This window comes from Maribellus maritimus, assembly GCF_022267315.1.
GTDB classification, from domain to species: Bacteria; Bacteroidota; Bacteroidia; order Bacteroidales; family Prolixibacteraceae; genus Draconibacterium; species Draconibacterium maritimum.
This window is the reverse complement of the sequence record NZ_JAIKLE010000006.1, coordinates 76,823-102,887: the sequence shown is the minus strand read 5'-3', so window position 1 is coordinate 102,887 and position 26,065 is coordinate 76,823. Positions and strand designations below refer to the sequence as shown.

Here is a 26,065-nt window from a genome sequence, read left to right as displayed (position 1 = left end):
GATAAAATTGGGATCCAACAGATTTCTCAAAAGAAAAAAATAGCGGCTCAGCAGCGGCAAACAGAGGATCTTATGCCAAATTCTTTACGCAAAAATAAATCAGTCAAACACGAGTTCTGATGTGAATTTAAAACCCAAAAATTATAAGTTTTTCTAAAAAATAAAAAATATTCTAATTTTTAAACTTTTTTTTTAGAACGCTGTTTTATTAGCAAGAGTTTATTTCAAAGTTACTCACTAATTAGATAGTTTGGTTTTTGGTTTAGTTTAGGTTTAGGTTGATTGAGAAAAGGCTGGTTATTGAACTAGCCTTTTTTTTCTCCTTTTTATCAATTCTTCTTTGAAAGTTATTTCCATTTTATTGAATAAAAATCGGCATTTTACCCCCTTAAAATCAGCAATATAATTTCTCACTCAGTAGTACTATTGATTAACTTTGTACTATTAACTCAATAAAGCACATTATGAGTTCATTGAATAAATGTACATGGCTTTTTGGACTTCTGATTTCCTGTCCGATGGACGAAGAGGATGAAAGTTGTCCGCTAAATAAGTATCGGAATTTGAAAAGTGAAGAGAAATTTAAATTCGCTTTTCAATGTGACGATAAAGAAATTGATAAAATTTTGATTTATCATAATGCTTGTTTACAACGAAGAGAAAAAGATATTGCTTTAATTAGTTAGTTTTAGTATCGGTAGATTTACGTTGAGCAAAACCCAAAGCTCAGCATTTTTGAAATGAAAATTCAGATTTTTCAACCTGCATAATCAGCCCAAGATTTGCAGTTTTAAATATTAGTAGAGATAAATTTGTGTGGATTTTCATTCCATCGAACAAAAAGTTCGACGCTTAAAGGACAAGTAAAATCCCGGTGAAAAACCGGGATTTTTTTTTATGTGGACCATCCATAATACTCGATTTAGATTAAATCTTATTTTGAGCCCTTTTAATAATTTGAGTTGACAAAGATTATATTTTACTCTCTTTAGTGAATTTCAACAGAGTTTTTAAAGTGTTTATATACTGTTTGGAACAATTTGTTTTTATCTAAAGGCTTAGTAAGATAATCGTCACAACCAGCAGCTATCGATTTTTCTCTGTCCCCGGGTAATGCAAATGCCGACTGTCCTATAATCAGTACTTCTCCATTTATTCCCTTTATTTTTTTTGTTGCCGTATAACCATCCATTTCAGGCATTTTCATATCCATTAATACCAAATCAACGTCATGGTTATTTTCGTAACATTCAACGGCCTCTGTTCCATTTTTCGCAAAAATTACTTTTTTGCATTTCCCGTCTAACATCTGCTCCATATACATTCTGCCTGTTTCATCGTCTTCCGCAACGAGGATCGTCATCTCTTTTAAAACGTTCTCTGAATCGACAGCACTTGTAAAATTGGAAGAACTGTTATCAAAAAAGTGAATAGTATTAGTTTTATAAGGGATTCTAAAATAGAAATGTGAGCCTTTACCTTCTTCCGATTCAATTCCGATGGTTCCATGTAGCATTTCGACGTATGCTTTTGCAATTGATAGCCCCAACCCAACGCCTTCATAAGGTCTGGAAATACTAACATCGGCTTGAACAAAACGCTCGAATATAGCTTCCTGCCTGTCTTTTTGTACTCCAACTCCTGTGTCATTTACATAAAATTCCAGAAAATTGTCTTTTACCGAATATCCAAATTCTATTTCACCCTGATTGGTGTATTTTATTGAGTTTTTTATCAGATTCATTAAAATTGCGTTAACCTTATCTTTATCTGAGATAATCAGTGCTCTTCCGTCGAGTAAAGTGGTCTTGTAATTTAGTTGCAATCCTTTGTTTTTTGTTTCCAGCTTGAAGAAATGATACAAATAAATCATTTGCTCATTAATATTAAACTCAGAAAAATTTACTTCGACAAGATTAGACTCTATTCTTGATATGTCAATCAAATCGTTGATTGTATTTAGCATTCTTTCGCCACTTTTTTCAATAATGGACAGGTAACTTTGTTGTTCTTCTTCAGTTAACTGCGAATTTTTTAGTAACTCAGCAAACCCCATAATTCCATTCATAGGTGTTCGTATTTCGTGGCTCATATTTGCCAAAAATGCTGATTTTAACCTGTCGCTTTCCTCCGCCCTTTCCTTTGCCCTTCTAAGTTCTTCGATGTGCCTGCTTCTTTCTATAACAGTCCAAGCCGCTTCAATTAAAAGCGAAATTTGTTTAATATCTTTTTCGTTGTAGCCTTCTGCTTTGTCTGATACTCCAATTATGGCTTTTATGTCGTCTTTTACAATAACAGGTATTGCAAGCAGGTTTTTAGGTGCGTAGTTACACTTTGAAACACATTTGAAAGTATCTTTTCTTAATTTAGTATTGTTTAATGTTATTGGGCTGCGTTTTTTTGCTGCTTCTCCCCAAATACCTATTTGTTCGAGCTCATAGACAACATCGGGAACTTGTTTGTTATTTGTAAATTGTTTTGAACAGCTTCCAATAGTAATCTGTTTACTATTTTCGTTGTATAAGAATAATATTCCATGTTTGCTTTCTGTCAAATGAATGGCTTCTTTTAGCGCATAATTTAAGAGTTCCCGGGTGTGGTTCGAATTATATCTGAATATTTTGAGCAAGACTTCCTGCCTTTGATTGTGCAAACACAATTCTTTAAAATCTCTTTTTTTCTCAGTTACATCAGTAACTACTGTAGCAAACTGATTTTCGCGTATTTTATAAGCGATCACTTCAAAATACTTCCCTAATTCGGCCGCATAGTTTTCAAAATGTAATGCGTTTCCGGTTTGAAGTACTTTTTCGTAATTTTCTATCCAATAGGATTCAAAATTCGGAAATATTTCAAAAAGAGATTTTCCTATAGTTTCGTTTCTCTTTAGACCGGTTTGTGTTTCAAAACTATTATTAAAATCGACAAACCTGTAATCTGTCATCTTACCCTTTTCATCAAAAATACCTTCATGTACCGCCAGGCCTTGTGCCATTTGAGTTATAAGCAAACGATATTTCTCCTCACTTTCCCTTATTTTTTCTTCTGCATGTTTATTCTCGCTAATGTTCATTGCGATTCCGGTTATCGAAACTGTACCATCGTCAAGTGTTTCGGGTATTGATCTTACCCGCAGCCAAACAATGCTATCGTCTGATTTTATAAACCTTACATCGATTTGGAAGGGTTCATTGTTCTTTATTGACTCTTCTCTTATTTTTATTAGTTTCTCTAAGTCTTCAGGGTGGACAGATTTATAAAATAAGTTTGGATTGTTTTTTACTTCTTCTTCGGTAAGTTCAATATCACTTATTGATTTTGATCCCAGAAACGTAAAATTGACTTCTCCGGTTGTGTATTTTTTTAATTGATATACAACACCTGGAATATTGTCTGTTATTCTTTGACGCTCTTTTTCGTTTTCTTTTAATTTTTGCTCAGCCAATTTTCGTTTTGTAATATCAGTTGCAATTCCCTGAACTATTACTTCGTCGTTTTGAATATGTCTGCTTATGGAACGATCCCTAAACCAATGCCAGTTATTCTTTGCGTCTTTAATTCTATATTCAATATCAAAACTTGTTTCTTTAAAATTTGTATCGGTAATTTTCTTAACCATATCCTGGTCATCCGGATGGACAAGTTTCAACCAGAGGAATGGATTTTTTTTAAAATCTTCTTGCTGAATACCAAGGATTTCTGTCACACGTTTGGCTCCAAATGTTACGCCTTCTTTACTGGAAATAATGTAAATAATATCGGGGGAACTTTCGACAAGTTCACGATATTTTTTTTCGTTTTCACGAAGACGGATTTCTGTTTCTCTCCGTTTCTCCAGTTCTCTTTTTAACTCATATGTTCGTTTTTCAACCAGCTTTTCAAGTTTGAGTTTCTCTTCTTGTCTTTTTATGCAACTCTCGCTTATTTTCAACATAGCATTTATTTGAACTCTAAGTTCAATATCATCAACTGGTTTGGAAAGGAATGCATCACCACCAACTTCAATGGCTTTAATTCTGTTTTCCCTGTTGTTGTCCAAAACAGTTAAAAATATCACAGGTATGCTTTCGGTTAGTTCGTTACTTTTCAACTGACTACACACCTCGTAACCATCAATACCCGGCATCATAATATCGAGAATAATGATATCCGGTTTTTCTGTTAGAGCCAATTCCAAACCTTTTTTAGGACATGTTGCACCTAAAAATTCTATGTCTGGAGAAATAAATTTTATTTTGATTTTTAAGTCTGTTAAATTGACTTTTTGATCGTCGATGGCTAATATTTTTTTCATTTGTAACCTATTTTTTAGTTAATAAAGGGGAAAGCTATCCTGATTTTTCAGGACAGCTTTGGCTTTATAAAACTAATCTACTGGCTTATAGAACTTAATGGGTGCACTAAATCCTAAAAAAAGATTGATTTATACTTTGTTTTCTCCTCTTTCCCGTCCATTTCTCCCCTTCCTGTGAGTCAAGAAGAAGCATCTTGAACTCCTTTTTCAAATAGTATTTTGGAAAATTCATTTTCTATTATTCTTGGTTCTAAACACAAACCAAATTAAGGGAATGAAGGCACAAAAAGCTAATTTCCAAAACTGAATTTAGCGCACAATAATTCTGATTTCTTCCTTCAAATAGGCTTATAAATTAGGAGGTATACTGTTGATTTTAGATTACAAATGGATCATCCCTTTCTTCAAAGCGAATTTTATAATGTCGGCATTATTTTTAAGATTCAATTTTTCAAGAATATGTTGTTTGTGGGTTCCAACTGTTTTTACACTGATAAACAATTTTTCGGATATTTCACGTGTCGATTTACCTTCTGCATACAATTGTAATATCTCTACTTCACGCTCCGATAAATCTGAAAAACCATCGGCCTCAGTTTCAGCTGGTTCAAGATATCCTTTTATTACCAGATCAGTAATGTCGTCACTAAGAATTTTTTTGCCGGAAAAGACAGACTGTATCGCATCAGTTAGTTGGTGATAGGTACAGTTTTTAAGAAGATAACCATCAGCTCCGGCTTCTAAAATACCTTTTACATACTGTCTGTCGGAATGCATTGAAACTGCTATTATTTTAACATCGGGCAGTTCCTTTTTTAATTGGCGGGTTGCATCAATACCATTCATCTGAGGCATACCAATATCAATTAATACCACATCAGGTTTTAGCTGGAATGTTTTTTCCATTGCGTCTTTTCCATCTTTAGCCTGCCCGATCACTTCAATGTCAGGAGCTGATGTAAGCAGATTCACCAAGCCTTCTCTAAATAATTGGTGATCATCGGCGATTAAAACTTTAATTGTCATAATTTCTATTCTTCAAGTGGGATTAATACTGTCGCTCTCGTTCCTTTTCCCGGCTCCGATTCGATGTTAAACTGTCCTTTAATACTGTCTAAACGTTCAATTATACTTAACAAACCAAATCCTCCTTCTTTGCTAGCTTTTTGGTTTCTTGATTTTTTAAAACCTATACCGTCATCTTCAACAGAAATATAGTAATATTTTTTTCCTTTATGAATATTTAGCGTAATTAAATTTGCACTTGCGTGTTTTATGATGTTGGTTAGAAGTTCACTCACAATTCGATACAGAAATATATTGAACTCCTTTTTTATATTTATATTTTGATTCTCACCAAGCAAAGCTGTTTGTATTCCATTATTTTTGCTTATTTGTTCCAATTTCCATTTAAAAGCGGCAATTAGGCCTAGTTCGTACAAAATAGGCGGGCTTAAATCGTAAGTGAGTGTTCGTGATTCTGAAATTGCCTTATCCAGCAAATCTGATGTTTCCACAATTACTTTACTTACATGTGGAGACGTATTTTCATCAACTATTGATGACAGTTTAATAAATGCCAGAGACAGCGTTTGCCCTAAACTGTCGTGAAGATTTTCTGCAATTCGCCGTCTCTCCCTTTCCTCTACCAACGTGATTTCGGTGTTTAATTTTTTTAATTTCTTTTGGTAGTTTTTAATTTGTCTTACATTTTTATTAAGGGCTATTTCTGCATTTTTCCTTGTGGTAATATCGTAACAAACACCACGAAAACCATAAAAATTATTTTTCTTATCGAAAACAGCAAAACCGCTTACTGCCAGCCAGATTTTTCCTTTATTGCTCAGCTTCAGTTCAAGTTCGAAGTCATTAAAACTAGATCTTTCCATAAAACTAAGTTCGATTTTGCTTTTTTTGGTTTTCCAGTCTTTTACCTGAAAAAAATCGAGGTAATGCATTTCCCCAATAATTTTCTGGGGCTCTATAAACAAAATTTTTTCAATGGCCGGGCTAACATATGTAAAAACTCCTTTTGAGTCTACCTCCCAGTAAAATTCAAGTGCATGAGCAGATATCTGAAGGAATCTCTCTTCATTTTGCAGGTACTTATTTGTTTGATCTTTAATAAACAACTCAAGACTTTCATTCCGTTTCCGCAGTAAATCTTCAACTTTTTTAATTCGCAGGGCTACATTTATCTGCGCTCTTAATTCGCTCTGACTAAAGGGTTTTGAGATAAAAGCGTCGGCTCCAACATTTAAGCCCTTGGTTCTTTCCTCTGAATTCTGGCCTAAAGCAGAGATCATTATTATTGGAATGTCTTGTGTGGTAGCCTCTTTTTTTAAAAATTTGCATACTTCATACCCATTCATTTCCGGCATAATAATATCAAGTAAAATAATTTCCGGTCGCTCTTTAATTGCCAAATCAATACCCTGTTTCCCCGAAAGTGCTTTTAAAAACTGATATTCCGGATAATGCAATTTAAAAATGCGAAATAGTAATTCTAAATTGATCTCACTGTCATCAATGGCCAAGATCTTCTTCATAGAATATTTTAAAGAGATTTATTTCGATTTTATCTTTCTAATGTAAATTCAAGCATCCTTTAAAGCTCAATCCAAAGTAATATTTGTATTGAACTAATTAACCATAAAAGTATAAAAAAACCTGAAACTTTTTAAATAATGATAGGTTTTTGAGCGTCAATTTAAAAGGGTAGATTTAACTTTTTTAATCGAACTTAACATAATACAGTAGGGTATCTATTTTGAAAATTAAACTATCTGTATTCTTGCTTTTGAAATAAATAAATTGAAATCATCAGTTTTATTTAAGGTGAGATCAGAAAATTTCAGTCAACAAATCAGCAATTATAACCATTTATATAAGATTGAATATATTTCATACATTATTGAATACTAGTACCTTTAAGGGAATGATTTGATTTACGAACTTTCCAAAATTTAAATTAAAATGAAATGGGCGATTTTTGGTGCCATTTGCATTATCTCTGCAAATAGTGTAAATGGGCAAAAGCAATTGTTCATGCAGGGGGTTGACGGTGCAAATGCAATAAACATTGCTTCTGACGGTGTAGAAAAGTGTTTTATCCCTCCACCTGTTGAATTTAGTCAACTTAAATCTCTTTCAGAGCAAAAGTCGGATATTGACGTTACATTTATTGATTTTCCACAAAGTGCAAAAACAGCGTTTTTATATGCAGTTTCTATCTGGGAGAGCATTCTCTCTTCTCCGGTAACAATTCATATTATAGCCCGTTGGGATTCACTTGATAATTACATCGTTTCGGAAAGTCGACCTTCATTAAATTTTAGAATTTTTGAAGGAGCACCTGTCCCGGAAGTTTATTATCCGGTAGCACTAGTGGAAAAACTTTTGGCAGAGGAGGTTAATCCCGGGAAATCCGATATTATATGTAGTTTCAATAAAAATGTACCCTGGTATTTGGGAACTGATGGAAATACTCCTTCCTCCAGTTACGATTTTGTAACTTCTGTTTTGCATGAGATTGCGCACGGGCTTGGTTTTTATGGCTTTTTTAAAGATGTAAATGGAATGGGTTATTTTAATAATACAAGTAATCTGCCAAGTATATACGATTATCATGTTTTTAACGACCTGGAACAGCAAATTTCAAACAAAGCACTTTTCGAAAGTCCTTCGGTGGAACTGCACGAGCAATTAACTTCCAATAAATTGAAGTTGAACCATACCAATACAGTCTCTGATAGCCAGGAAACTTTGGACTGGATTTATTCTCCGGGTGAGTGGGTAGATGGTTCCAGCATTTACCATTTTAAAGAATCGACAAACCGCAATGAGCTTATGTCATTTGAAACTAAAAAAGGAAAAGCCATCCATCATCCGGGAGAAACAACCATTAAAGTGCTGTCTGAAATAGGTTGGGAGTCGGTTTCTTTTACTTTTGAAGAAATAAAGGATTTTGAGATTCCCTGTGAAAAATTTCCGTTATCAGTGGGAATTTCTTCTGACTTGCCCTTAAATGTTTCGAGTTTCAAGGCTATTTTTTCGACTGATAATTTTTCAACTGCTGATACGATTTGGTTTTCCTACAATTCTGCTAACGACAGTTTTTATGGAGAACTTCCACTTGATTTTCACCAGGGATTTATTCACTATTATTTCGAAGTGAATTCAACAGATAACAGGATCTTCAGATTCCCTTCTATTGCACCGGAAAAACAAATGAGTTTTCGTATTGGGCCTGACTATTATCCTCCGGAAATATTTCATAATCCAAAAAAGTTTATTGAAAAAAATAATTCTGATTTTGATTTAATTGCCCAGGTAACTGACAATATAGGGGTTGCCGAAGTAAAAGCAGAACTGAAAGTAGATGGTATAATAAAAGAGGTATCGTTAAATTCTATCCACCCGGAAAAAGATTATTTTTCAGCAGAAATATCAGTGTTTGATGAGTTTGATGATGCAAGCTTTGTAGAATACAGGCTTGTGGCAAAAGATGAATCGACGGTTGGAAATTATAGCACTAGTCCAGTCAACGGTTTTTACAGAGTCGAAATTTTTGAGGCGCTTAACGAAGTGGAATCCTATCAAAACAATTTTGATGCAGCAACAAACGATTTTGTATTATCTGATTTCTTTATCTCAAAACCAACTGGATTTAATAACGGAAATTTACACACAGAAAACCCTTATCATACCTCCGATATTGAAAGTGAATACTATAATCATTATGCGGTTTTAAAGTATCCTGTTATTTTGAAAAAGGGTGGTTTAATGCAATTTGACGAAATTGTACTCGTGGAGCCGGCGGAAGTCGGGGCAAGTTACACTGACAAATATTTTTGGGATTATGTTATTATTGAAGGAAGTAAAGACTACGGAAAAACCTGGCTGCCGATTACCAAAGGTTATGATTCTAATATTTTCGAAGAATGGAACTCCTTTTTTTTGGGATATTCTGCTACCGATAGCACATTAGTTAGTTCGCGGATGAAAGAAATGTACCGCCAACACAAAATTAACATTATTGAAGAGTCAACATTTAAAGAAGAAGATGTTGTAGTTTTCAGGTTCAGACTTTCCTCCGATAAAGCAGTCAATGGCTGGGGTTGGGCTATCGACAATCTTGAAATTCAGCAAACATATACGAGTTCGGATAAGCTGGCTAAGAATGGGAATATTGCTGTTTTTCCCAATCCTTTTTCAAATTCGATAAATATTGATTATGGAAGTACAGAATACGGTGCACCGGGAAATATAGAAATTAGAATTTTAGATTTGACCGGAAAAGTAATTTATACCGAGATTTGGGAAAAACAGAGTTTTCTGGATACAAAAGAAATAGATTTATCGGGGTTAGAGAAGGGATTTTATTTAGTCAACATAAACAATCATCATTCAAATAGACTGATACAAAAGATTTTAAAAAAATAATCCGGGATTTTTTTACATTACTTTTACTCAAGCCAGGTTGTTGTAACCTATTACTTTAAGATAGTTATTCTTTTTCTTCAGATTTTACGTGGAAGCAAAATAGTGGAGGCGATGGTAGTTACCTCAAAAAAATCTTTGCTGTAAAGCTGTCGGAATTAAATAATTTCTAATATCTTGAGAACAAGATAAAAGCTAAGCTAAACTTAACTAATGGATAAGCAAAAGATATACGAAATTGTTTATTTTTTGAAATCAACGAAAGGAATCGATTTTTCCGGTTACAGGTTACAAATTCTGGAGCGTAGAATTCAGAAAAGATTTTATTATACAAACACCGAAAACTTTAATGAATATTATGAATACCTGCGTAATAGTCCTGCCGAGCTCAATAACCTGTTTGATGTTTTAGCGCTTAACGTAAGTCATTTTTTTCGAAATGCACTAACATTTGAGCTTCTCAGAAAAAAAATAATACCAGAAATTCTGAACAAAAAAAAGATACAAAATGAAAACAACATCAGAATTTGGTCAGCTGGTTGTGCAAATGGAGATGAGCCTTATTCTGTTGCCATCATTTGCAAAGAATTTTTAGACAGAAAAGAAAACAACTTTCAAATTAATTTATTTGCAACCGATTTTGATGAAAAATCTTTGAATAAAGGAAGAAAAGGAATTTACAAAGCTTCAAGCCTAAGAAACATAAAATATGGCATTTTAAATAAATATTTTGTTGCAGAAGATGATAATTTTATTTTGAGCGATGAGATAAAAAAGATGGTCAGGTTTTCTTTCTTCGACTTGGTAAATAAACATAGTCGTTTCCCCAGCGAAAGTATTTACGGCGGGTTTGACATTGTTTTTTGCAGAAATGTCCTAATATATTATGACATTGAAATACAGAAGCTTATATTTGATAGGTTGTATAATTCATTAAATCAAAATGGTTACTTAATTTTGGGAGAGGCAGAAACCATAATTAAAGACTATAAATACAGTTTTAGGCGTGAAAATAATTACTGTAAAATCTATGTAAAGAGCGACTAGTTAAAGGTGTTTGTAAATCATATTTTATATGAAAAATGAAGCGACGTCAATGGAGCAGCTTTGGGAAGAAAATAAGGTATTAAAAGCCAAATTTTCAGAATTAGAAAAATACCAGGCTTTTTTTGAGAAGGCTCCCATGTCATACCAATCATTGGACGAGGATGGTGTATTTTTGGATATCAACCCAACATGGTTGAAAACATTGGGTTACCAAAGAGAAGAAGTAGTTGGTAAAAAATTCAGTGATTTTCTTCATCCTGATTGGAAAACACATTTTAATGAAAATTTCCCTGCCTTCAAAAAACGGGGATATGTTCACGATGTTATTTTTAAACTAAAACATAAAGAAGGTCATTTTATCCACATATCTTTTGAAGGTTGTATTGCTTATAATCCTGATGGAAGCTTTAAACAAACATATTGTGTCTTTCAGGATATCACAAAAAGGATTGAAACTGAAGAAAAATCAAAAAGAAGTATTGCCCGCGAGAAGGTTCTGGCTGATATTTTACGCAATTCCCCTCTTGCTTTTGCATTAGGATATCCCAATGGCAGTATTGAATTATTTAATAAGGCATTTGAAGACTTAACCGGATATTCTGAAGAAGAACTTCGGGGGATCAGCTGGAATGTTATTCTAACTCCCCAAAAGTGGAGAAATATAGAGGAGGAAATACTCAGCGAATTATGCCTGGAAAAAAAACAGGTTAGGTATGAAAAAGAATATATCCACAAATCGGGTAGAATTATTCCAGTAGAATTATATGTTAAAGCCAAATTTGATGAAAGTGGCAATCTGATTCACTTATTTGCCTTTGTTACTGATATCACAGAAAGAAAAAAAAATGCAGATGAGCTTGAGTTACACAGGAAAAATCTTGAAACGATTGTGGAAGAGAGGACAAAAAAATTACAAGAGAAAAACAGAGAACTGGATAAAGCTTTAAAAGTTTTTGTTGGCAGAGAAATGTTGATAAAAGAGCTGCAAAATAAAGTCAAAGCACTTGGAGGTAAGTTATAAATTGAAAATAATAAATGTTTAACCAAATTGATGTTTAAAGCCTGCTTAAATTATGAAGTTTATCGAATTTAAAAAAATACGATCCCGCCTTGTATTTTGGTTTCTCATAACCTCCTTTATTCCGTTATTAATATCAATGGTTATCTTTTATGTAGAAAGACAAAGAGTTAACACCCTAAATACTTTCGAAAAACTTGTATCAATTCGTGATTTAAAAGCCAATCAAGTAAATAAATGGCTGGACGAGAGAACTGGTGACATGAAAGTTATTGCCCATGACTATGAAATTGAAAATTTAGAAAAGATTTTAAATACAGAGAAACTGTCTGACAGTGATTTTGAAAAAATAGTAATTGCGGAAGAATCACTAAAACGAAGCTTAAATAGCTACAAAGATTATTCTCACATATTTATAATAAGTTCAACTTCGGGTAAGATTAAAATATCAACAACTCAGGAATTTAAAAATAAAGAAAAATCAACAGAACTATATTTTACCCAACCGCTGGAGACAGGAGAGTTATACATCTCGAAAATTACACGTTCAAAAGCGACTCAAAACCCGGAGATGTATTTTTCAATGCCGGTTTATGCTTCTGAAGGCAATTCCGAAGCTATTGGAGTGCTCGTTGCACAAATCAATTTGGATATTTCGCTTTATAATCTATTACTCAACCGTGTTGGCCTGGGAAAAACAGGTGAAACATTGATTGTAAACCAGGATGTAGTTGCTTTAAATGAACTGCGTTGGTTTGGCAACGCACCTTTACGTTTACAAATTACAGCTCAACCTGCAGTAAAGGCAGCAAAAGGAGAGACAGGAATAATAGAAACTGCTGATTACAGAGATGTAAAAGTTTTGGCAGCATATACCTACATTCCAAGAACAGGCTGGGGACTTATCTGTAAACAAGATACTAAAGAGTTAAATGTTGCTTTGCACAGAACAGCATTCAGTTTTATACTTATTTTACTTTTAGTTGGTGCCACTATAATTGTAATAACGTTGCGTTTTAGTAAATCAATTTCTACTCCTATTGTCCAAATGAACGACATTGCCCAAAGGATGAGATTGGGGGACTTTTCACAGCGTAATGAAATTCATTCAACAGACGAACTTGGTATGCTCGAGTTGGAATTTAACAACATGGCAGATGAAATAGAATCGAGAATAAAAATACAAAGTCAAATTCATAAAATTTCGGAAACGATGCTAAAGCAGAACGAAATGAAGGAATTTAGCGTGAATTTGTTAAGGCGGATGATGAAGATTTCAGATGCAAATATGGGGGTGTTTTATATTTTAAACGAAGCCCAGTCTGTTTATGAACCTTTCTTTTCAATCGGGGCAAATGAAAAAATGCTGGAAACATTTGACGTAAAGAACCCGGCAGGAGAAATTGCTCAGGCTATCTTTTTTAAAAAAATATATCATCTGAAAAATATTGCGGAGGAGACTGTTTTTAAGCATAAAACTTTGGCAGGAGAGTTGGTCCCTAACGAAATCATCACTATCCCTATAGTCAACGATAATATAGTAGTTGCAATAATATCTTTGGTTAGTATTTCCAGGTTTAACAATGAAAGCCTTCAGGTTATTGAACAATCTCAAATCGGAATCAACACTTCTTATTCAAACCTTTTGGCAAGTGAAAGAACCCGCATTTTGTCTGAACAACTTACCGTAATCAATCAACAACTGGAAGAGCAAACGGAAGAGTTACAGGATCAGGCTGAAGAACTTCAAGACCAGGCAAATGAGTTGAAAAGTACAACAACCGAGCTGCAAAAACAAAATGTTTTACTCGAAATCCAGCGTAAGCAGGTTGAAGAAGCAAATAAACTAAAAAGCGAATTTCTTTCCAATATGAGTCACGAATTACGCACACCTTTAAATTCCATCATGGCGCTTTCAAAAGTTTTGCTTGAACAGGCTAAAATAAAATTGAACGAAGAGGAAAACAACTACCTTGAAATTATAGAAAGAAATGGCAGGCGACTTTTGGCTATTATCAATGATATACTCGATTTATCGAAAATAGAAGCCGGCAAAATGGATATAATACCTCAAAATGTATCGATAGCTTCTTTACTTTACACTACCGCAGAAAATCTGCAAACGCTTGCAGAAAAAAAGAATTTAAGACTGGATGTCCGTGTCCCCAAGGATTTGCCTATGGTAATAACGGATGAATTCAGGTTACATCAGGTACTTACCAACGTAATCGGAAATGCGATAAAATTTACAGAAAACGGGGAGGTAATTATTTCAGCAAGTTATGATGTGGAATTTGTAAAAATTAAAGTGGAAGACACTGGAATAGGAATATCGGAAGAAATGCTGGAGCATATTTTTGATGAATTCCGACAAGTTGACGGATCGATTTCACGGCGTTATGAAGGAACAGGACTTGGGCTGGCAATTGCAAAGAAAACAATGTTAATCCTGGGTGGTAATATTTCTGTTAAGAGTAAACTCGGCTATGGTTCTGAGTTCACGCTTTCTCTTCCGCTGAAAAAAGAAACGGAGGATGAAAATGTATCGGATACAAAAGAAATAATTCAAAAAGAAGATGGCGATAAAAGTATTTCAAAAACCAGAAGAGAGACAGGGGCGACAGAAAATATTGAAATACTAATGGTAGAAGATAACCCCGATACGGTTATACAAATGAAAAATATACTCGGGAAGAAAGGATATTCGGTTGTTGTGGCAGAAAACGGACTAGAAGCATTAAAAAAAATTGAAAATTTGCGCCCCCGGGGAATTATTCTAGACTTGATGATGCCTGAAATGGATGGATTTGAGTTTCTGAAAAAAATAAGAAATTCAAAAAAAACAAAAGAAATTCCTGTACTAATCTTAACGGCCAAGTATTTAACTCAAAAGGAAACAGAAAAATTAGAGAAATTCAACATTCAGTCAATAATTCGAAAAGGAGATGTAAATTTGAATCATTTAGTTTCAGAAGTAGAGTTATTGCTGGACGTCAAAGATCAGTCTGGTCTTGACAAAAAAAATCGACAAACGTTAACGGACAAAAATATAGAAATTTTAATCGTAGAAGACAATATTGATAATCTTGTAACTATTAAGGCTTTGTTGGCCGATAAATATTTGCTGAAGGACGCAGCAAGCGGAGAGGAAGGTCTAAAATTAATATATGAAAAAAGACCCGATTTAATATTGGTCGACATGTCACTCCCTCAAATGAGCGGAAACCGGTTTTTATCTCAGGTTAGAGAAAAGAAAGAATTTAGTGATATCCCTGTTATTGCAGTTACTGCTCAGGCTATGAAAGGAGACAAAGAAAAATTCATAAATTTTGGGTTTGACGGCTATGTGTCAAAACCAATTGACCTTGAAAATTTAATTAATGAAATCAGAAACTTATTGAAATAAAAATCTAACCTTTTGTTGAAATTAAAACCAAACTGTTTGAAATGAAAACCATTTTAGCCATAGATGATCAAGTAGATAACTTAATAACCATTAAGGCCGTCATAAAAAACAATATTCCCGATTGCAGGATTCTCCTCGCCCAATCAGGCCAGGAAGGTATTGAACTGGCTAAAAAAGAACAACCGGATACGATTCTGCTTGATATTATAATGCCTGGAATGGATGGTTATGAGGTCTGTAGACAACTAAAATCAAACACGGCGACCCAACACATTCCGGTGATAATGGTTACTGCGATTAAAACCGACGCATTAAGCCGCGCAAAAGGTCTGAATACCGGAGCAGATGCATTTTTATCAAAACCAATTGAAGCAGTAGAACTTTCGGCACAGGTTAATGTAATGCTTCGTATCAAGGAAGCAGAAGACAAATTAAGAACAGAAAAAGAGCAATTGGAAGTTTTAGTAGAGGAGAGAACCCGTGAATTGAAAGAAAGCGAAAAAAAATACAAAGCTTTGTATTACGATGCGCCTCTTCCTTATCATTCTTTAAGCGAAGACGGTATTTTTAAAGATGTAAATATGGCCTGGTTAAACCTACTGGGCTATAAAAGACAGGAAGTAATTGGTAAATGGTTCGGAGATTTTCTTCATCCTGACTTTATAACAGAGTTTCAAAATAAATTTCCAAAATTTAAAGACACTGGGTCTGTTCATAATGTATTCTTTAAAATCAGGCATAAAGAGGGATATTATTTAGACATTCTGCTGGAAGGAAGGATTGGCTACGATATTGAAGGGGGGTTTAAACAAACTTTTTGCGTTTTTCAGGATATCACGATAAGAAAAAAAATAGAACAGGCGCTTAAACAAAGCGAAGAACGATTCAGGAAAGCATTCGAAACAAGTCCTGATTCTGTGAATATTAACCGGATTGAAGACGGCCTTTATATTTCTATCAATAAAGGCTTTACGAGAATTACAGGATATTCAGAGGAAGACATTACCGGAAAAACTTCTCTTGAAATAGATATATGGGTAGATCTTGATGATAGAAAACGAATCGTTGAGCAGCTAAAAAAGGAAGGGAAAGTCGAAAATTTTGAGGCAAAATTCAGGACTAAATCTGGCGAAATTATAGATGGTCTTATGTCGGCGGCAGTTATTGAACTGGATGGCGTACAACATCACATAAATATTACCAGAAATATTACTGAAAAAAAGAGAGCAGAAAGGGAACTTGTAGAAAGTGAGAGAAAACTAAATACGCTTCTAAATAATTTACAGGGAATTGCCTACCGGTGTAAGTTAGACAAAGACTGGACAATGGAGTTTGTAAGCGACGGTTTTGAGCATCTTACAGGCTATTCATCTAAAGATGTTTTATGGAACAACAAGTTTTCATTCAACGATATAATTCTTGAAGAGGATCGCGATATTGTTAATTCCAAAATAAACCTGGCTATTGAAAAGCATAAGGGATTTGAAATTAAATACAGAATTAAAACGGCTACTGACGAAATAAGACATGTACTGGAAAAAGGTGTTGGGATTTATGATAAAACAGCCGGCAAAGTAATTGCACTGGAAGGTTTTATATCGGATATAACAAACCAGGTGATTGCTGAAAAAGCCTTAAAAGAATCGGAAGAAAAGTACAGATTTTTGGCAAAAAATTCAGTCGATTGTATCTGGACTTTAGACAAAAATTTAAAATTTACTTATTTGAGCCCCGCTCTGGAAACCATTACCGGGTTTAAGCCTGAAGAATGGATTGGAACAAAACTGTTTACACATTTTACAAAAGATGAATTTACAAAAGCCAGTGCATTTACAAGCAAAGCAATAAGGGAATATCAAAAGTTCTCATCTATATATTTCGAAAGCAAGGTTATCAATAAAAACAACAAGGAGATAAGTGTGGAATTTTCAGGGAGCCTGATGCTTGACGAAAATGACAATCTAGTTGGTTTTCAGGGAACGCTTCGCGACATAACAGAACGAATACGCGCCAGAGAGGCTTTGATTGAAAGCGAGCGAAAATTTAAAGATTTGGCTAATCTCCTTCCCCAGATAATTTATGAAGCTGATCTTGAAGGTAATTTGACCTACATAAACGAACTTGGGTTGAAAACCTTTGGATACGATGAGAATGACTTTAACGGAGGCATTAACATTTTAGAAGGTATTGCTCCTGAAGACAGGGACCGTGCAGATGGAATACTCCAAAATATTTCGCTACAAAATGTAGGTGGAAACCCTGAATATCTTGCACAAAGAAAAAATGGCGAACAGTTTCCTATCCTGGTATATTCAAGTGTCATTTTTGAAAAAGATAAACCCACCGGAATGCGCGGTGTTATTGTCGATATTTCCCAACGGAAAAAATGGGAAAAAACGCTAAAAGAGAGTGAAGAAAAATTGCGTCTTATCTTTAATAATTCTCCGGTAGGAATAAGCATTACCGATTTAGAAGGAAGGTTTATCGACATAAATCCAGCCTTGTCAAAAATTACAGGCTATTCTCGCGGAGAGATGTTAAACCGTCACTTTAACGATTTTTCGCATCCCGAAGATGTGGATTTAAATGCGAACAAATTTTACTTGCTGGTTAACGGCGAAATTTCTTTTTTTGATCTGGAAAAAAGATACATTCATAAAAATGGTAACATTGTTTATGTTTTTATACGCTCACAGCTGATCCACGATCATATGGGAAATCCGATGTTTCAAACCGCAATGGTTGAAGACATCACTGAGCAAAAAAGAGCAAATCAGATTCAAACCGTACTATATCAAATTTCCAATGCTGTTGTTAACTCTGCTAATCTTGAAAGGCTGATCCAGTTAATTCGAAAAGAATTGGGAATTATTATTGACACCACCAATTTCTTCGTCGCACTATATGATGAAAAGACTGATACTATTTCATTGCCATTTTTTACGGATGAAAAAGACAATCACACTCATATTCCTCATGGAAAATCGTTAACAAAATATGTAATTGATACTCAGAAATCTCTTTTGGCAAATATTGAAGTTAAAAATAAACTCATTGCCGAAGGGAAACTTGAACAAATGGGCAGCATGTCAAAAGTCTGGTTGGGGGTTCCGTTAAAAACGGAAGGAAAAATAACAGGAGTTCTGGCCGTACAAAGCTACAAGGACGAAAATGCCTTTAGTGAAGCCGATATGAAAATGCTTGAATTTGTGTCGGAACAAATAAGTATTGCGATTCAACGGGTAAAAGCAGAGGAAGAATTAAAAGAGGCATTGGAAAAAGCAAACGAATCAGACCGGTTGAAATCATCATTTTTGGCAACCATGTCTCATGAGCTTCGGACGCCTTTGAACGCCATAATTGGTTTCTCGGAGTTTTTCGACACAACCTTGCCTCCGGAAGATGTTTCGAATTTTGGCAAGATAATCAATAGCAGCGGAAATCATTTGTTAAGTATTGTGAACGATTTGTTTGACATCACCTTAATTGAGTCGGGAGAAACAAAAATTAGAAAGGAATATGTAAAGCTGAAAAGTATATTGACCGATGTTTATAACGTTATCGATAATATCAACGATAAAGAATCAAAAGATATTACAATAGAATATGTTGAGTCAGCTAACAACGAAGAAGTTTTAGTTTACACCGATGCAAACAAATTAAAACAGATATTGATTAATCTGTTGAAAAACGCATATAAATTTACCGACAGTGGTTATATTCACTATGGATATGAACTGACTCAGGAGGAGGACAAATCATTCATACGTTTTTTTGTTGAAGATTCAGGTATTGGAATTTCTTCGGATAAACAAGATGTGATTTTTGATATTTTCCGCCAGGTTGAGGATACAAGTACACGAAGGTACGGGGGGGCAGGAATTGGATTATCGGTGGCAAAAAAGTTAACAGAACTTCTGGGTGGAGAAATTTGGCTGGAATCCGAGGAAAAAAAAGGCAGCACATTTTATTTCACAATACCTTATGAAAAGAGTGAAAGCAACACTCATGAAGTTAAATCGGAATTAAGTAACATGGATCGTCTAAAATCCGGACGGGTTTTGGTTGTTGAAGATGATGAATCGAGCTACTATTATTTAAAAACGGTTCTTGAAAGGGCCGGAATAAATATTATTCGAGCCGCAAACGGACAGGAGGCCGTTGATATCTGTATGTCGGATTCGCACATAAAAATGGTATTAATGGATATAAACCTGCCCATAATGAATGGTTACGAGGCCACAAGAATAATTAAGTCGCACTTGCCCAAAATGCCCATTATTGCTCAAACCGCTTATGCTGTATCCGGAGATAAAGAGAAAGCGCTGAAAGCAGGTTGTGACGATTATCTGTCGAAGCCAATTCAAATAAATTATCTTATCGAGAAAATGGAAAAATATTTGAATTATTCAAACTAAATTCCCGGGGCGATAAAATAAGGTTAAAAACAACTTTGTATTTTATTGCCTTAATTATTACTTTGGAGTATATTTTCCAGTAATAATTAAATCAGTATTCAATGAACATTTATAAGTCGCTTCTGACACTTGCACTTGCGTTTCTCATTTTGAACGTATTTGCACAGGAAAAAGGATATTACCGCTTTCCAACATTGTACAAAAATTACACTGTTTTTACGGCTGAAGGTGACCTTTGGCAATACAACCAAGAAACAAATTTATGTTACAGGCTAACTACGCATCATGGAATGGAATCTAACGCAGCGATATCTCCCGACGGGAAATCGGTTGCATTTAATGCTGAATACGATGGTCCGACAGAAATATACACTATTCCTTTGGAAGGGGGTATTCCAAAGCGAATTACCTTTGAAGGGCTGAGTGGAAGAAATGGCCCGGTGTTGTACAACTGGACAAAAGATGGGAAGCTGATTGTTTCCACCAGTTATTTTAATACCCTTCCCGGCAAACAGCTGGTTTTGATTGACCCTGACAATTTGGAGTATGAAAGAGTTCCTCTGGCGCAGGCTGATGAAGGGGTATTTGACAATGAGGGCAATTTGTATTTTACAAGACTGGCAAAACAATCAAGTTTTACCAAACGATATAAGGGAGGTACAGCTCAGAATCTGTGGAAGTTTGATGGTTCAAATGAAGCGGTCCCGCTAACAGCAGATTATGCCGGAACCAGTATGAATCCTATGTTTTATAACGGAAAAATTTATTTTCTTACCGACCGAGACGGAACAATGAATTTGTGGTCGATGCTACCCGATGGAAGAGATTTGAACCAACTTACAAAGTCGGTAAGCTGGGACTTAAAAAATGCGAAACTTCAGGATGGAAAAATAATTTATCAAAAAAAAGCAGATCTTTTTGTTTTTGATATCGCTTCCGGAGAAGAAAGTTTACTTGATATTTCTTTGATTTCCGATTTCGACCAAAAGCGCCCTTTTTGGGTGGAAGAACCCGAAAAAAAGATTCAGGCAGTGGATATTTCGGAAAAAGGAGAAAATGTTGTTTTAACCTCGCGAGGACGAATTTTTACTGCTCCGGCAGACGGTGGCCGTTGGATTGAAATCACCCGAAAAAGCGGTATTCGTTATAAACTTGCGCAATTTGGAGGCGGAAAAGATGAGATCTTTTTTCTTTCCGATGAATCAGGAGAAATGGAACTTTGGAAAACCGCCAAAGACGGGTTTTCAAAACCGGAGCAATTAACAAAAGGAAGTGATGTTTTGATTATGAATTTCCTGCCGTCGCCAAACGGGAAATACGTTGTTTACACCGAAAAAGATTATGCGCTGAAATTGTGTGATGTCGAAAAGAAAACCACAAAACAAATTGATTTGGACAACGTTGGTGGTTTTGGTAATCTGGCCTGGTCACCTGACAGCAAGTGGCTAACCTATACCGATCCGGCAGATAATCAGGCTGAGCAGATTAAGGTTCTGAACGTTGAAAATGGAAAGTCGTATTATCTGACAACAAACCGGTTTGAAAATTATAATCCTGTTTTTAGTACCGATGGAAACTGGCTCTATTTTATTTCCGACAGAACATTTAACACATCAGTTGGAAGTCCTTGGGGACCACGTCAGCCAGAGCCTTTTTATAATAAAACGAGCAAAATTTATATGTTGGCGCTAAACGACACCATTCGTTCACCTTTCCTTGAAAACAATGAGTTGAATCCAAAAAAGGAGGAAGGAAAAGACAAAAAAGAGTCAGTCAAAGAAATGCCAGCCCCTGACATGGAAAAAGCGATAACTCGACTTTATGAAATTCCTGTTCCTGCTGATAACATTGGGGGCTTGGCAGTAACGGATAAATATCTGTACTGGATTCAGAGTGATGTCGACGACCGTAGAAACAGGAAATTATTTAGTTTCGAAATTTCAAATAAAAAAGGCAACAAACCAGTTGAAGTTACTGATAAGGTTTCCGGGTACGAAATTTCGGGTGATGGTAAAAAGCTACTTATTCGTAAATCAGACGGAATTTATGTTACTGATGCCAATGGGAAAAAGGCCGATTTAAAGGACGCAAAAATAAGTCTGAAGGACTGGACATTCAAAATTGATCCGGTGGAAGACTGGAAGCAAATGATGCTTGATGCCTGGCGTTTGGAAAGAGATTACTTCTATGATAAAAATATGCATGGTGTGGACTGGGATGCCGTTCTGGAAAGACATCTCCCCCTGGTAAACAGACTTACTGACCGTTACGAGCTGGATGATTTGATGGCAGATATGGTTTCAGAGCTATCGGCACTTCATACCTTTGTAGGGGGTGGCGAGAAACGCGAAGCTGATGAAGATATTCAACCTGCTTCTTTGGGAGCCCGGTTAGAAAAGAACACTTCAAAAGGAGGGTATGTAATAGAACATATTTTTAACGGAGAACCTGATTTGCCCGAAGAACGCTCTCCGCTTTCGGAACCTCACCTTAAAATTAAAGAAGGCGATATCATTACAAAAGTAAATGGTGTTGATGTGTTGAAGGCAGGGCATATTAACCAGTTGTTGAATGAAAAGGCTGCACAAGAAGTACGTTTAACGCTAAAAAACAGTGCCGGAAAAACATACGACGAAATTGTAAAACCAATAAGCATGAGTGCAGATGCCAATCTCAGATACTGCGAATGGGAATATACCCGGCGGCTTGAAGTGGAAGACAAAGGCGACAGCAGAATCGGATATCTGCACCTGCGCGCGATGAGTGGTGGCAATTTTCAGGAGTTTGTAAAAGGGTACTATCCGGTATTTAATCGTGAAGGACTAATTATTGATGTCCGCAATAACCGCGGTGGGAATATTGATAGCTGGATATTGAGCCGCCTGCTCCGAAAAGCCTGGTTTTATTGGCAGTCGCGGGCCGGCAGCCCGTATTGGAATATGCAATATGCTTTTCGCGGACATATCGTTGTTTTGTGTAATGAATCAACGGCTTCCGATGGAGAGGCATTTTCTGAAGGAATTAAAAGATTGGACCTTGGAACAGTCATTGGTACCCGTACCTGGGGAGGAGAAATTTGGCTGACTTCAAGTAACCGCCTGGTGGATAATGGAATTGCCACTGCTTCTGAAATGGGTGTTTATTCTGAAGAAGGAGAGTGGCTGATTGAAGGACATGGTGTTGAACCGGATATCGTAATTGATAATTTACCACATGAGACTTTTAACGGAAAAGATGCCCAACTGGATGCTGCTATTCAATTCCTGGAAAAGAAAATGAAAGAAGAACCGGTTACCATTCCGGAATTCCCACCATTACCCGATAAATCGGTTGAATATAACAGATAAAAAGAAGCAGGAAAGGAAAAATTTCCTGCCTCTTCCTTTTAAAGCCTATTGATATAATCTTAAGCTCAAAAAATAATACACATTTTTACCGGTAACTAGCTTTATATTTTTCTGTTATGACTAATTATTTCTTTTGCGAAATAATTAAAAATATATTTTTCGAGCTAATTTTTTACAATAGAAGGACCAAAACTTAATTTTGTATTTTAGCTCAAAAAAAAGGAGGCTAAAAAATAGTTGAAAAAAATATTTCAAATATTCCTGTTTGTGTTTCTGGTAATCATTATAGTTCAGTGCCAGAAAGAAAAAATGATTGGGAACGGTCCAATTGAATTAAGTTATATTGTTACTGATGTTTCATCCTATGCAGCTTATGATGGAGCTATAAATTTGTCAGTTACAGGCGGTGCTCCCCCTTATGGTTTTTTTTGGTCAAACGGAGAAGTTACAGAAGATATTGACAGTTTGGACGGCGGTATTTATGTTATAATTGTTACCGATAAGTTACACCAGATAAAAGCAGACACCATAGAAGTATTACAACCTGATCCTGACTCCATAATTTTGAGATACGAAATTAATTACCCAACGACAAACGAAGGAAGCGACGGTTCTGTTATTCTGACTGTAAGAGGAGGATATCCTCCTTATTCCTATTTGTGGTCCACAGGATCACAGAGTAAAGACATTTCCGGCCTAAGTGCTAACCTCTATTCTGTCACCGTAACCGATAATTTGGGATTAACTAAAACCGAAACCATCTCCCTGCGAGATTTTATTGTTGATGCTGAAGGAAACAGTTACGGCACGGTGACAATTGGAACCCAAACCTGGATGAAACAGAATTTAAGAGTTCAACATACCGCCAAAGGTGAAGAAATAGAAAGTTTTGTATATCGGAACGAGGACTCTTTGGCGGGAAGTTATGGAAGATTGTATACATGGGAGGCGGCAATGAATGGTTTTACAGAAGATGGCGCACAGGGAATTTGTCCCGATGGCTGGCATATTCCTACCGATGAAGAATATAAAATTCTGGAGATGGCGCTTGGAATGACACGGCAGGACGCAGATAAGAGCAATACCTGGCGTGGTGCAGATGTTGGAGCCAAATTAAAATTTGGTGGTTCATCAGGGTTTGATGCACTTCTTTCAGGCAGAATGAAAGGTGATAAGACATACAGTTATTTGGATAAGATTGAGTATTTGTGGACATCCACAGAGAGTGGCAGTGAAAAAGCCTGGCAAAGAACTTTGGATAAAGACGCAGATAATGTTGGGCGTTTTAATTCAGCACCTAAAAACTATGCCTTTTCAGTACGTTGTTTGAGGAATGAGAACTAAAACACGTCTCTTTTCTGCTTTTCCATTATTCAACGACTTTGTTCTTTCTTTTCAAAAAACGGGTTTGATCTTTTCTATAGAAAAACCAAGGAATAATTCTTTTTGCTAAAGATTTCTCAGATTCTCCTGACACATAAATAATTTTTTATCAAAATCTACTCTCTGCAAACCGAACACTGTTTCAAGCACTTATATAATTGCTGGCACAACCTGTTTAACAAAGTATGTGTTGACAATTTATTGTATTATTTTTAGCAAAAAAATAGGATGCAACCAGTAGTCACTAAAATCACAGAATTAACAGAGAAAATTTCAACTGCCACCATATTGAGCAATCCAGACAAGCTTTCACTTTCTTTTTTGGCAGAAAATGAAATTTCATATGTAAAGAAAAAATTGGAGAAGGAGAATGAGTGTGTTGTTTATAAATATCCCGAGATTCTATTCTTTGGAAAGATAAGGGATACAAATGAAACGCACTTAAGGCTGCAAGCAGCTCGTTTAGCCGGTTCTAAACTTTTTGATGCCTTAAAATCCGAAAAAACAGAATCGGTTCAGTTACTAAATTTTTGTGAACCTGAATTAATGGTTGCATTTCTCGAGGGGCTTCTTCTTTCCGGCTATTCATTTTCAAAATACAAAAAAGAAAAGGATGATTTTACTTTGAAAGAGGTTTTCATTTTTGACCAAGAAACGACATCGAAACAAACAAATGAGTTATTAAACCTTACGCAAGCGGTATTTTTTGCTAGGGATTTGGTAAACGAGCCGCTTTCTTTTTTAACGGCAACTCAATTTTCCGAAGAAATGGAAAAATTAGGCGAAGACGCTGGTTTTTCTGTTGAAGTTTTCAACAAGCAAAAAATACAGAGTTTGAAAATGGGAGGATTAATAGCTGTTAATAAAGGAAGTATCGATCCACCAACGTTTAACATTTTGGAATGGAAACCTGAAAATGCAACAAATAAAAAACCGGTAATTTTAGTCGGGAAAGGGGTTGTATACGATACAGGCGGATTGAGTTTAAAGCCAACCCCAAAATCGATGGATTATATGAAAAGCGACATGGCCGGAGCTGCCACTGTTGTATCAACACTTTATGCAACAGCAAAGAATAAGTTACCGGTGCACGTCATTGGATTGATTCCTGCAACAGACAACCGCCCGGACGGAAATGCATATGTCCCCGGCGATGTAATCACGATGTTTGACGGAACAACCGTTGAAATAAAAAATACCGACGCAGAAGGTCGACTCATTTTGGCCGATGCACTGAGTTATGCAAAAAAATATTCGCCGGAGCTGGTCATCAACATTGCGACATTAACCGGAGCAGCCGAAATTGTTGCAGGATCTCATGGAACTATAGGGATGGGAAATACAAAAGAAAAAATGGAAAAGCTAAAGGAAGCAGGAGAAGAAACATACGAAAGAATTGTGGAAGTTCCTTTGTGGGAAGAATACGGAAAACCTCTGAAATCGGCAATCGCTGATTTGAATAATTTAGGTGCTCGCGAGGCGCAGTCGACAATTGCAGGGAAGTTTCTGGAACATTTTACATCTTATGATTGGATACACCTGGATTCAGCAGGGGTTTCGTTCCTTTTTGAAAAAGATGGCTATCGTCCGGCGGGTGGTACCGGACAGGGTGTGCGCTTGCTTTATAACTTTTTGAAAAAATTCAATTAAAAACGTAACTTTGCCCCTCTTTTAGAAAAAAGAGAAACCATTCATTATGAAAAGATAATA

General features: G+C 35.6%; 12 protein-coding genes. 9 read left to right on the top strand and 3 right to left on the bottom strand.

The window, feature by feature from the left end; all coding sequences use genetic code 11:
• The first annotated feature begins 464 nt into the window (after nt 1-464).
• Nucleotides 465-686, top strand: coding sequence for a hypothetical protein (locus K5G00_RS07485; RefSeq protein WP_238765515.1), 222 nt, complete (start codon nt 465-467; stop codon nt 684-686).
• 302 nt (nt 687-988) lie between these two features.
• Here K5G00_RS07485 and K5G00_RS07480 read toward each other — a convergent pair whose 3' ends face one another.
• From K5G00_RS07480 to K5G00_RS07470, 3 genes are all read right to left on the bottom strand, one after another.
• On the bottom strand, nt 989-4,294 hold the full coding sequence (locus K5G00_RS07480) for a response regulator (protein ID WP_238765514.1): 3,306 nt from the start codon (nt 4,292-4,294) through the stop codon (nt 989-991).
• Between the two features lie 381 nt (nt 4,295-4,675).
• Nucleotides 4,676-5,320 carry a response regulator gene (locus K5G00_RS07475; protein ID WP_158865862.1) on the bottom strand — a complete coding sequence of 215 codons (645 nt, stop codon included), beginning with the start codon at nt 5,318-5,320 and terminating at the stop codon, nt 4,676-4,678.
• Nucleotides 5,321-5,325: 5 nt separating this feature from the next.
• The gene (locus tag K5G00_RS07470) at nt 5,326-6,843 is read right to left on the bottom strand and encodes a response regulator (protein ID WP_238765513.1); all 1,518 of its coding nucleotides are present in this window, start codon (nt 6,841-6,843) and stop codon (nt 5,326-5,328) included.
• A gap of 427 nt (nt 6,844-7,270) precedes the next feature.
• Here K5G00_RS07470 and K5G00_RS07465 point away from each other — a divergent pair, with 427 nt between their 5' ends.
• The 8 genes from K5G00_RS07465 to K5G00_RS07430 all read left to right on the top strand — a co-directional run bounded on the left by K5G00_RS07465 (nt 7,271) and on the right by K5G00_RS07430 (nt 26,005).
• A complete protein-coding gene (locus tag K5G00_RS07465; RefSeq protein ID WP_238765512.1) occupies nt 7,271-9,739 on the top strand; it encodes a T9SS type A sorting domain-containing protein in 2,469 nt (822 codons plus the stop codon).
• 210 nt (nt 9,740-9,949) lie between these two features.
• The gene (locus tag K5G00_RS07460; protein ID WP_238765511.1) at nt 9,950-10,783 is read left to right on the top strand and encodes a CheR family methyltransferase; all 834 of its coding nucleotides are present in this window, start codon (nt 9,950-9,952) and stop codon (nt 10,781-10,783) included.
• Nucleotides 10,784-10,811: 28 nt separating this feature from the next.
• Nucleotides 10,812-11,804, top strand: coding sequence for a PAS domain-containing protein (locus K5G00_RS07455; protein WP_238765510.1), 993 nt, complete (start codon nt 10,812-10,814; stop codon nt 11,802-11,804).
• Nucleotides 11,805-11,856: 52 nt separating this feature from the next.
• The gene (locus K5G00_RS07450; protein WP_238765509.1) at nt 11,857-15,207 is read left to right on the top strand and encodes a response regulator; all 3,351 of its coding nucleotides are present in this window, start codon (nt 11,857-11,859) and stop codon (nt 15,205-15,207) included.
• Nucleotides 15,208-15,248: 41 nt separating this feature from the next.
• Nucleotides 15,249-19,625 (top strand): PAS domain S-box protein, encoded by a 4,377-nt coding sequence (locus K5G00_RS07445; protein WP_238765508.1) that lies wholly within the window; start codon nt 15,249-15,251, stop codon nt 19,623-19,625.
• 101 nt (nt 19,626-19,726) lie between these two features.
• Nucleotides 19,727-22,972, top strand: a complete 3,246-nt coding sequence (locus tag K5G00_RS07440) for a S41 family peptidase (RefSeq protein ID WP_238765507.1) — start codon at nt 19,727-19,729, stop codon at nt 22,970-22,972.
• 237 nt (nt 22,973-23,209) lie between these two features.
• Nucleotides 23,210-24,316 (top strand): FISUMP domain-containing protein, encoded by a 1,107-nt coding sequence (locus K5G00_RS07435; protein WP_238765506.1) that lies wholly within the window; start codon nt 23,210-23,212, stop codon nt 24,314-24,316.
• A 267-nt stretch (nt 24,317-24,583) separates the two neighbouring features.
• Entirely contained in the window at nt 24,584-26,005 is a 1,422-nt protein-coding gene (locus K5G00_RS07430) for a leucyl aminopeptidase family protein (RefSeq protein ID WP_238765505.1), read from the top strand.
• The last annotated feature ends 60 nt before the right edge of the window (nt 26,006-26,065 follow it).

Excerpts from the sequence above, each read along its gene's own strand:
- K5G00_RS07485 (WP_238765515.1), top strand. The coding sequence starts at position 465 with ATGAGTTCATTGAATAAATGTACATGGCTTTTTGGACTTCTGATTTCC.
- K5G00_RS07480 (WP_238765514.1), bottom strand. The coding sequence starts at position 4,294 with ATGAAAAAAATATTAGCCATCGACGATCAAAAAGTCAATTTAACAGAC.
- K5G00_RS07475 (WP_158865862.1), bottom strand. The coding sequence starts at position 5,320 with ATGACAATTAAAGTTTTAATCGCCGATGATCACCAATTATTTAGAGAA.
- K5G00_RS07470 (WP_238765513.1), bottom strand. The coding sequence starts at position 6,843 with ATGAAGAAGATCTTGGCCATTGATGACAGTGAGATCAATTTAGAATTA.
- K5G00_RS07465 (WP_238765512.1), top strand. The coding sequence starts at position 7,271 with ATGAAATGGGCGATTTTTGGTGCCATTTGCATTATCTCTGCAAATAGT.
- K5G00_RS07460 (WP_238765511.1), top strand. The coding sequence starts at position 9,950 with ATGGATAAGCAAAAGATATACGAAATTGTTTATTTTTTGAAATCAACG.
- K5G00_RS07455 (WP_238765510.1), top strand. The coding sequence starts at position 10,812 with ATGAAAAATGAAGCGACGTCAATGGAGCAGCTTTGGGAAGAAAATAAG.
- K5G00_RS07450 (WP_238765509.1), top strand. The coding sequence starts at position 11,857 with ATGAAGTTTATCGAATTTAAAAAAATACGATCCCGCCTTGTATTTTGG.
- K5G00_RS07445 (WP_238765508.1), top strand. The coding sequence starts at position 15,249 with ATGAAAACCATTTTAGCCATAGATGATCAAGTAGATAACTTAATAACC.
- K5G00_RS07440 (WP_238765507.1), top strand. The coding sequence starts at position 19,727 with ATGAACATTTATAAGTCGCTTCTGACACTTGCACTTGCGTTTCTCATT.
- K5G00_RS07430 (WP_238765505.1), top strand. The coding sequence starts at position 24,584 with ATGCAACCAGTAGTCACTAAAATCACAGAATTAACAGAGAAAATTTCA.